10 protein-coding genes are annotated in these 8,940 nt (G+C 54.4%); all 10 read right to left on the bottom strand.

Annotation, left to right across the window (positions count from 1 at the left end):
- Window positions 1-92: 92 nt before the first annotated feature.
- Complete coding sequence (locus DW937_RS14350; RefSeq protein WP_112122181.1) at window positions 93-452, bottom strand: DUF2500 domain-containing protein; 360 nt, start codon at window positions 450-452, stop codon at window positions 93-95.
- A 1-nt stretch (window position 453) separates the two neighbouring features.
- On the bottom strand, window positions 454-801 hold the full coding sequence (locus DW937_RS14345; RefSeq protein WP_005921745.1) for a DUF6054 family protein: 348 nt from the start codon (window positions 799-801) through the stop codon (window positions 454-456).
- Between the two features lie 173 nt (window positions 802-974).
- Window positions 975-1,178 (bottom strand): transposon-transfer assisting family protein, encoded by a 204-nt coding sequence (locus DW937_RS14340; RefSeq protein WP_097793492.1) that lies wholly within the window; start codon window positions 1,176-1,178, stop codon window positions 975-977.
- The gene (locus tag DW937_RS14335; protein ID WP_120121467.1) at window positions 1,168-1,683 is read right to left on the bottom strand and encodes a YodL domain-containing protein; all 516 of its coding nucleotides are present in this window, start codon (window positions 1,681-1,683) and stop codon (window positions 1,168-1,170) included. The genes DW937_RS14340 and DW937_RS14335 overlap by 11 nt, the downstream gene beginning before the upstream one ends.
- A gap of 8 nt (window positions 1,684-1,691) precedes the next feature.
- Entirely contained in the window at window positions 1,692-2,579 is an 888-nt protein-coding gene (locus DW937_RS14330) for an LPD16 domain-containing protein (protein ID WP_120080867.1), read from the bottom strand.
- Complete coding sequence (locus DW937_RS14325; protein WP_120080996.1) at window positions 2,579-4,660, bottom strand: DNA topoisomerase 3; 2,082 nt, start codon at window positions 4,658-4,660, stop codon at window positions 2,579-2,581. Before DW937_RS14325 ends, DW937_RS14330 begins: the two co-directional genes overlap by 1 nt.
- A 60-nt stretch (window positions 4,661-4,720) precedes the next feature.
- Entirely contained in the window at window positions 4,721-5,443 is a 723-nt protein-coding gene (locus tag DW937_RS14320; RefSeq protein WP_165852954.1) for a DUF4366 domain-containing protein, read from the bottom strand.
- Window positions 5,433-5,699 carry a DUF4315 family protein gene (locus tag DW937_RS14315; protein WP_120080869.1) on the bottom strand — a complete coding sequence of 89 codons (267 nt, stop codon included), beginning with the start codon at window positions 5,697-5,699 and terminating at the stop codon, window positions 5,433-5,435. The genes DW937_RS14320 and DW937_RS14315 overlap by 11 nt, the downstream gene beginning before the upstream one ends.
- A 14-nt stretch (window positions 5,700-5,713) precedes the next feature.
- On the bottom strand, window positions 5,714-7,447 hold the full coding sequence (locus DW937_RS14310) for a CD1108 family mobile element protein (RefSeq protein WP_120121465.1): 1,734 nt from the start codon (window positions 7,445-7,447) through the stop codon (window positions 5,714-5,716).
- On the bottom strand, window positions 7,444-8,940 hold a 1,497-nt coding region (locus DW937_RS14305; RefSeq protein ID WP_120121462.1), incomplete at its 5' end, for a VirB4-like conjugal transfer ATPase, CD1110 family. The genes DW937_RS14310 and DW937_RS14305, both read right to left, overlap by 4 nt.

The following is an 8,940-nucleotide window of genomic DNA, read 5'->3' as shown; positions in this document are numbered from 1 at the left end:
TTGTATGGGCGAACTCTGTTCCAGTCGATGGTCAGCCCTTGGATAAACAGATCGTTCATGCAGCACTCCATACTATATAATGTAAGAAACACTTAGTTCCGCTCAAACCCAAGATAGCGGGTGCCCTGAAAACTCAGCTTTCCAATGTCGCCCTCCACAAGCATTCCGTAGTCCGAACCACTTACGGTAAGTTCCATGCGGTCGCCGCTTTCCACCTGAAAGGTCACATAATAGGTCGTGAACGTATGCATCATCGTATTGTCCGTATGGTGGCGAGAAACTTCCGTGCGCTTTGCCACCACCGTTGCCGGAACGGTCAGCCGCGGCGAATGGTTGTTTTTATTCCATGTGCTGATATTTCCGATGATGGTGTATAGGATCATGCCCAAAACCACAAGGAACAGGATGGGAAACAGAATGCTGAACAGCAGATCAATTCCAGCGTAAAACATCTTATTCCTCCAAAATTTCTTCCAGCAGGTCCTTTACATCGTCCAGAAAAGATTCTTCTCCGAGGGTGTTCACCTTGAAGAACACCGCTTGACTGCCGCCCGCTGTAATTGCAGACAGCCGAATCGGGCTATCTCCATTCTGGAACATGGTCAGTGTCAGACTCAGGCGGTTGCCGCCCATCATGCTGTACCGTTCAAACACACGGACACTGCACCGGGCATCGCCCTCTTTGAAATCACTGCCTGCCTCTAAATCTGCCGACCAACTGCTGTCCGGGATTTCATTTTCCAGCTTCCGAAGCAGTTTGTCAAAATTCTTGTTTCGGATGGTCTTTTCAAAGATTGCCATAATGGTTCCTCCGTTCTGACAATTAAAAATCGGTCCCTTATTTTTGATACGAGCAGAGCCACAGGAAAATTGCGGAGAAATCGCTTGAAGAGAGGAATTTTGTCTGATTTGATTATAGCATATCTTTTGGAAGAACAAAATACTTTATGTACGCCGCCCGTAGGCGGCAATAATCAGTCCGGGGGAAATTCCAATTCGGCAAACTCTGCATCGGTCAGCAGTTTCAGCTTCTCGATGACCTGTTCGGACAGTTCCCGCAGAGCAGTCTCATCGGGCATCAGGTAGCACTGCATGAGCCGCAGTTCGTGGATAAGCCCCAGTCGGGTGCCGGTGTTGTAAAGCATCATCAGCATGAGTTCTTCATGGTCAAAGTTCATGTTCAGTCCTCGCTTTCCGGCTTCCAGTTGGGTTACACTCCGGGGCATCGCACTTTTCCTTGAGATTCATCAGCACCGAAGGGCGTTCCGGCTGCTTGTCCAGAAACCCCTGTAAATCTTTGAAGCCGATGCTGTCCACATAATGCACAGACACCTCGCCATTGCGTTTGAGTGCAATCACATCGCTGACCGACAGGCTATGCCCCTCAAAATCCTGCGGACGGGAGAGGTTGAACACCTGAAACAGTTCTTCCAAAATCTCGTTGTTCGGCACATCCTGCCACATGGCGGGCAAATCAGCATAGTAGGTGACCTCGTAATGCTCCGGGTCGGGCGTTTTGCCCCGACGATGCAGTTCCCGCATGGAAGCAAATCTTTCATCGAGGATTTTTTCGTCATGCCGCAGCTGCATCACCATATAAACATCGCACCCTGCGTTCAGAAATTTCTGCGGGATGTCCGCCATGGGTTCGCCGTCAAAATTCTGGTTCCATTTTTGCTGCATCGTCCACCTCACAGTTCTGGCGCAGAACGTGCAGAGGATTTTGGCGCAGACGTATCACTTGCCAGTGCTGCCAGCTTTTCCAATGTGGAAGGGCGGTGATCTGCACTCAGTTCCTCGGCTTCCGCAACTTTGTCCATGACGGCATCGTAGTCCTGCAACAGCCGCCGGCCCTTTTCCAAGTGGTGCGCTTCCAGAATCTGCTCACGGGCTTCCTGAATGGTCAGTTCCGGGGCATTCAGCTGCCCGCCGTCCATCACAGAATAATCGCTGTGGTAAATGGTGTAGTCCCATCCATCCTCATAGGACTGGATGGCAAGGTAGCCTTTGCCGCCCAGTTCCCATGCAGCCTGCTCGTCCTGTGTCTGAATCTCCGGGTAGAAGTCTGCATGGTTTCGTTCCATGACTTCGGCAAACTGGCAGATGTGGAACACATTGCCCAGACCGCCCATGTCAAAGTGGTAATCATCCAGATGTTCCACCCGTGCCGTAAAACTGCGCCCATCCGGGTAATCCACCTGAATCACGCCGCCATCTGGAATGCGATAGAGGTCATCATAGTGGCTGTTGATGAGACGAATATCCTTCGGCAGCATTTCCGGCTCCCAGATGCGCCGCCTGCCAATGCCCGCCTGCGGGATGTTTTCAAGGATCTTTACGCTTTCCTGTTGGATGGCCTTACGGTCATCGTCCGAAAGTTCAAACAGATACCAGTTCCGGGCGGCAGGGATGGTGTTTTGTCCATCGGGCGGCAGATTCTTTTCCGAGATCTGCCCACTTTCCAGCGGCTCGCCAGTTACCTTGTTATAAGTGGCAAAGCCGACCCCTGCACTGTTTTCCCGGAGATGCAGATAGCGTTCATCGTTGATAAGGTAGACCGCTTCTTTTATCTGCTCCATCAGCACCCACCCTCAAATTCCAGCGAAAACTTGCTGCGGCCATCGGCTTCACAGGACAGCAGCACGGTGGCATTGTAGGTCTTGCCCTTGGCACTCTTGCAGTCCTTCAGGCGGACCCGGCCATCCCGCAGCAGCTTGTCTGCCACATGAGCGTCCATGCGTTTGCCGAGCCGTTTCAGAAAAGCATTATCCTTCCACAGCACGAAACGGCACTCCCGGTTCTCGCAGAACCAGCCCTTTTCACGCTCCACAACATTTGCACCGCAGTTCGGGCAGATACCAATAATCTTGTTTTTCATAAGCGCATTCGCTCCCTTCGCAGCCTCGGTGGTCGTTACCAGCGAGGAGATCATCTCTTTGATTTCAGTCATAAAAGTTTCCGGCTCCATTTCGCTGCGCTCGATTTGCAGCAGTTTTGTTTCCCAATCAGCGGTCATTTCCGGGGATTGGATTTCTTCGGGCATCACGGTGATTAACGCTTTCCCCTTATCCGTGGGCAGCAGCACCTTGGTTTTCTTGGTGCCCTTGCGCTCCAGAAAGCCCTTCTGCACCAGCTTTTCAATGGTGGCGGCACGGGTTGCCGGGGTGCCGATGCCCTGACGCTCCACGCCCTCCGGCATACTGTCTGCACTGGCGGTTTCCATAGCGTGCAGCAGGGTGTCCTCGGTAAAATGCTTCGGTGGGGACGTTTGACCCTCCTTCAGCTCTGCATTGAGGATACCGCACTCGTTTTCTGCCGCATTGGGCAGGGCGGTGAGTTCCTGTTTTCGATTCAGAATGTCTGCCAGTACCTTGCGTTCCACCGCTTTCCAGCCTTCCTCCAGAACCTCCTTGCCCTTGGCGGTAAATTCCTCCCCGGCACATTCGGTGGTCAGCAGGGTTTCCAGATACCGGAAGGGCTTGCTGACTGCCATCAGCGTCCGGGCGATGATGAGCTTCAGGACGTTCTGCTCCCCCTTGGGCAGTGCGTCCAGATCGGCTTGCAGCATACTGCGGGTGGGCAGGATGGCGTGATGATCGGTGACTTTTTCCCGGTTGACGGTGCGCCGTGTCCGGGGCACAGCCTCGTCCATGTCCTCCGGGGTAATGCCGAGAAAACCTTCCAGTTCCTCGGTCAGCTCCTCCAGCATTTCCTCGTCATCGTCGGTGATATAGCAGCTATCAGTTCTGGGATAAGTGGTAAGTTTCTTCTCATACAGGCTCTGCACATAGTCCAGCGTCTGCTGTGCGCTGTACCCCAGCAAGCGGTTAGCATCTCGCTGAAGGGTGGTCAGATCGTACAGCAACGGCGGATTCTCGGATTTTTCCTTGCGGGTGATGCGCTGGATCGTTGCCACCATCTCCCTTCGACAGGCTTCCAGCAGTTTTTCTGCAACGGATTTTTCAGGAATGCGGCGGCTGGATGCCGTGCAGCCACTGGTCAGTTCCAGATCCACCGTGTAGAATTTCTCCGGCACAAAGGCGGCAATGGCGGCTTCCCGCACCACCGTCATGGCAAGCACCGGGGTCATAACACGCCCCACCGCCAGAGGTTGCCCGTACAGACACGAAAAAAGCCGGGACGCATTGATGCCGACCATCCAGTCGGCACGTTCCCGGCAGAGTGCTGCGTTGTACAGCGCATCGTATTCAGTTGACGGTTTGAGATGGGCGAACCCTTCCCGGATGGCGTTTTCCTCCATGCTGGACAGCCATAGGCGAGAAAAGGGCTTTTTGCACCCGGCTTGCTGGTACACCAAGCGGAAGATCAATTCTCCCTCACGTCCGGAATCGCAACTGTTCACAATGCTGTCTACGTCCGGGCGGTTCATCAGGTCTTTCAGGATACCAAACTGCTTTTCGGTGGACGCAGACACCAGATACTGCCACCTTTCCGGCAGGATGGGCAAATCTGCGATACTCCACTTGACGTACTTGGCATCGTAGATGTTGGGCGGTGCAAGCTCTACCAGATGACCAACGCACCAGCTTACCAGATAGCCGTTGCCCTCCAGATAACCGTCTTGACGGCGGGTAGCACCGAGGACTTTTGCGTAGGACATAGCGACAGATGGCTTTTCTGCTACAACTAGAATTAAAATAAGCGTTCCCTCCAATCTGTTTTCATTTGGATATGTACGGCGGCAAATGCCGCCTTGAAATCAGATGGGTTCGGTATCTTCCTCACCGGGTTCCTCCGGCTCGCCCTCGGTGGGAATCTCGAAGTCGCCCTTGTCCTCGGTGTAGTTTGCATCAGGGTCAAGGGCTTCTTTTTCGGCCTGCTTTTTCTGCTTCTGCTTTGCGAAAGCGTAGAAGCTGCCGCCTGCCGCCAGTGCGATCAGCACGACTACGCCCAGAAAGCCGGATGCGATCTTTGTGACCTTGTTTTCCTTGGGCTGTTCCTCGCCGGATGCCGCCGCTTCTTCTGCGGCTTTCTTGGCTTCTTCCTCGGCTTTCAGCTTGTCCTGTTCTGCCTGCGCCGCTGCTTCTTTTTCAGCGGTATAAGCATCCACATCTTCTTCCTCCATCAGTGCCAACAGGTCGGCTTCGTCCACAAGGTTCATAAAGTGTACGGTTTGCGCGCCTTTACTGTTCCGATCGATTACCAGATAAAATGTCGCACCCGATTTCGATACCAGCGTGATGAACTGCTGCCCGGAACCATCCGAATAATTGGTGTGGTAATCGTCCACCAGTGTCAGGTTGCCCTCCGGGGTCAGAGCACCAGAGGTTTCGTCCGTGACGGTGACAACATCCTCCACCACCTCCGGCAGGATAGGCTGCTCCACCGGGGTGGCTTCGCCCTCAAAGGCAAAGGCGGGAGCTGCCATGCCAGCGCACAGCACCGCCGATACCAGCAGTGCGCTCAGTTTCTTAATCTTCATCCGTATTGACCTCCTTCTCGAAAGTTGCACCCACGGCAGACAGCGCAGCCGGGTTCGGGGTGGCAGTTGCCGACTGCCGCAGCAGGGCGGCGAGCTGTTCCGGCGTGACCTTTGCAGTCCGCACCATCTCGTTGACCTCAGCAGAATCCTCCTCCTGAATGCGCCGCTCCAGGATCTCGATGCGGTTGTTCAGCTTGATGCGGCGCTCCTTCTCTTTTGCCAGCATTGCCCGCAGCTTATCCGATTTTTCGCTCATAGTAACTCCTCCAATCATTTTGAAAGCCGTCCGAACCCGGCGAGATGCTTCTCCCAGTAGGACGAGTGGATATTTGCGTATTTGATGGGGTCGCCAGCACTGACCATCATGCCGTTGCCGAGATAGATCCCGGTATGGCTCATGCCGGGGGTGTCGTAGGTGCCTTTGAAAAAGACCAGATCACCGGGCTTTGCTTCGGCTTCGGAAATGTGCTGGCTTTTCTGCCATAATCCGTTGGCGGTGGTGCGCCCCACATCGTAGCCGTTCTGGTTGTAGACCCAGCAGACGTAACCCGAACAGTCAAAGCCGGTTTCCGGGGTGGAACCGCCCCAGACGTAGGGCGTGCCGACATATTTCTTTGCTTCGGCGTAGATTTTGGAAAATTCTTCGTCCGTCAGGGCTTCTGCCGGAACCTGATAGTCGATGCCCGGTGCGCCGGAGCCATCGGAGCCACCGGGCGGCAGACCGCCGTTGAACAGATAGGGTCTGCCGCCCAAGGTGTCTTGAAAGATCTCGTAGCGTTTCCATTGGTCGTTGTCCAGTTCCTCCCGGATGACCACCTCCAAGCCACGATTGACCAGCTTGGTGTGGAAGATGCGGTACTCGTAGGGAACCTGCGTGGGAACCGGGATTCCTGCCGGGCTGATGACCCAGACCGTCATATACCGGGTCTGCACCTCCACCCATGTGGTGAGCTTGTACTGCTTTTTGAAGGTCTCCTTCAGCTTGCCCTGCACCTCCGAACGGGTGTAGTCGTTATACAGGGTGGTCAGGAACGAAGTGAGCTGCCACGGGTCGTGCTCGATGGCATCCAGATGATACTGGTACTCGTTGTAGCCGGGATGGTCGGTGGGGGTACGCTTGATCTTTTTGTCGAGTTCCTTTTCCAGCTTCTTGTAGTCCTGTTCTGCGCCTCGGATGTCCCGGTCCTCGGCAGAGTATATGGTCTGCCCGGACACCTGCGTGCCGCCGGAAAAGAGGATGCCGCAGGAGGAAAAGGCAGACATGACCATGAGGATGAGCAAAAGAAAAACGCCCACGATCACCAGAACGTGTGCGTTGCCCTTGGCGGCATTCGCCAGCCCTTTCAAGGCAGTGCTGACGGCAGTTTTACCTTTTTCTACGGCTTGTTCCACGCCGGACCGGGCAGCAGATGCGCCATTGGATGCCGCTTTGCCGCCTGCGGTCTGCGCCGCCGTGCCCGACCGGGCGGCGGCATAATAGATTTTGTGGATTTCTTGCCGCTGTTTCCAGCGTGAAAGCCAGTTGGAGCCGCCCTCGCCGGTGCCGGATGCGCCTGCATCTTGTGCCGCAGGCGGCTCCGATGCGGAAGATTTAGAGGTTTTGGAGCCTTTCTTGCCCTGCATCTTGGCTTTCTTTTTCAGTTTCCGGGCATAACGGCTCTTAGAAATATCCCGGACATTTCCTGCCGCCTTTTCGCCCTCGCTCAACGCCTGCACACCGACGTTTTCATCCTCGTACTGGTCAACCTCCCGATGCACCGCAGAGCGGGCGGCGTGGGCGGCGTACATTTCCCGCTTCTGCGCCTTGCTCAACCGGCTCAATTCGTCTGGGGTCAGTTCCGCCTTGCCAAATCGCAGATGCTGGGCTTTCTCTGCCGCCTTGTCTACATCCGTTTTCAGCTTTTTCTTTTTGGGCACCGTCTGCTCTACCTTGGCTTTTTTCGGGGGAGAACGGGTCTTTTTGGTTGACGTTTCCTCTTTAATGTTCAGCTTCGGTTCACTCATTTCTGTGCGCCCTCCGAAACTTCACCCAACTTGGTGGTCATAATGCGGTAGAGTTCCAGATCGGTGGGGAAACGGTCCACAAACGGCAGAATGACATTGCCGAAAAACAGCAGCCCTTCGCCCTCGCCGGAGTGGGTCACATAGGAAAGCTGATGGGGCGAGATGTTGAGCTGCTTTGCGAGAATTTGCCGGTCTCCCGCCGCCTGATTCAGCATGATGATCATGTCCGAATTTTCAAAAATATTCTCGACCTCACGGGAAGAAAGCAGGTCTTTCACGTTCTGGGTCAGCCCTGTGGGAATACCGCCCCACTTGCGGAAACGCTTCCAGATCTCCACGGAATAAGCGGCGGTCTGCTCCTCTTTCAGCAAAAGGTGCATCTCGTCCATATAATACCGGGTGGACTTTCCGCTGCTGCGGTTTGCCGTGACACGCCCCCACACCTGATCCTGCACAATGAGCATCCCCAGCTTTTTCATCTGCTTGCCCAGCTCCTTGATGTCATAGCAGACGATGCGGTTATTGACGTTCACGTTGGTGCGGTGGTTGAACAGGTTCAGACTGCCCTTGACGTAGATCTCCAGAGCCGTGGCAACATGGTGGGCTTCTTTTTCGTCCTGTTGGAGCAGGGCATTGTACAAGTCCTCAAGGATGGGCATATTCTCCGGGCAGGGGTTCGCAAAATATTTGCGGTAGATCAGATGCACACAGCGGTCAATGACCGTCTTTTCTACCGGCAGCAGACCCTCCTTGCCGCCCACCACCAGCTCACACAAAGAAAGAATAAAGTCGGCTTTCAGGGACAGCGGATTATCCTCCTCGGAGTAGTTGGCGTTGATGTCCATGGGGTTGACAAATTGGGTGCTGTTGGGGCTGATTTTGATGACCTGACCTTTCAGCCGGTTCACCAGCGGCGAGTATTCGCCTTCGGGATCATTGATAATAATATCATCGTCCGTCACCAGAAACGCATTGGCAATCTCACGTTTTGCCGAGAAACTTTTGCCAGAGCCGGGAGTGCCCAAAATCAAGCCATTCGGGTTTTTCAGCTTCTTGCGATCCACCATAATCAGGTTGTTGGACAGAGCATTCAGACCGTAGTACAGCGATTCTTTTCCGCTCTGGTACAATTCCTGCGTGGTAAAGGGGATGAAGATAGCAGTGCTGCTGGTGGTCAGTCCCCGCTGAATTTCGATCTGGCAGTCTGCCAGCGGCAGGCTGCTCATCAGACCCTGCTCCTGCTGGAAGTCCAGTCGGAACAGGTTGCAGTTGTGCTTCTGGGCAATACTGGATGCCTGAAAAACATTGTTTTCCAGTTCCTGTTCAGTCCTGCCGGTGTTCAGCACCAAAAAAGTGACGAGGAACATCCGCTCGTTCTGGCTCTGCAATTCTTTCAGCAGAGCCTTGGCATCCCTGCCGTAGGTCGCTAAATCCGACGGAAATAGCGATAGGTAAGTCTTTGAAGTCATCTCCGACTTTTCCCCCGCTTCACA

Origin of the sequence: Faecalibacterium sp. AM43-5AT (genome assembly GCF_003603345.1) — a bacterium.
Taxonomy (GTDB): domain Bacteria; phylum Bacillota; class Clostridia; order Oscillospirales; family Ruminococcaceae; genus Faecalibacterium; species Faecalibacterium taiwanense.
Note: the sequence above shows the minus strand (reverse complement) of the source record. Positions and strands in the feature narration are given on the sequence as shown.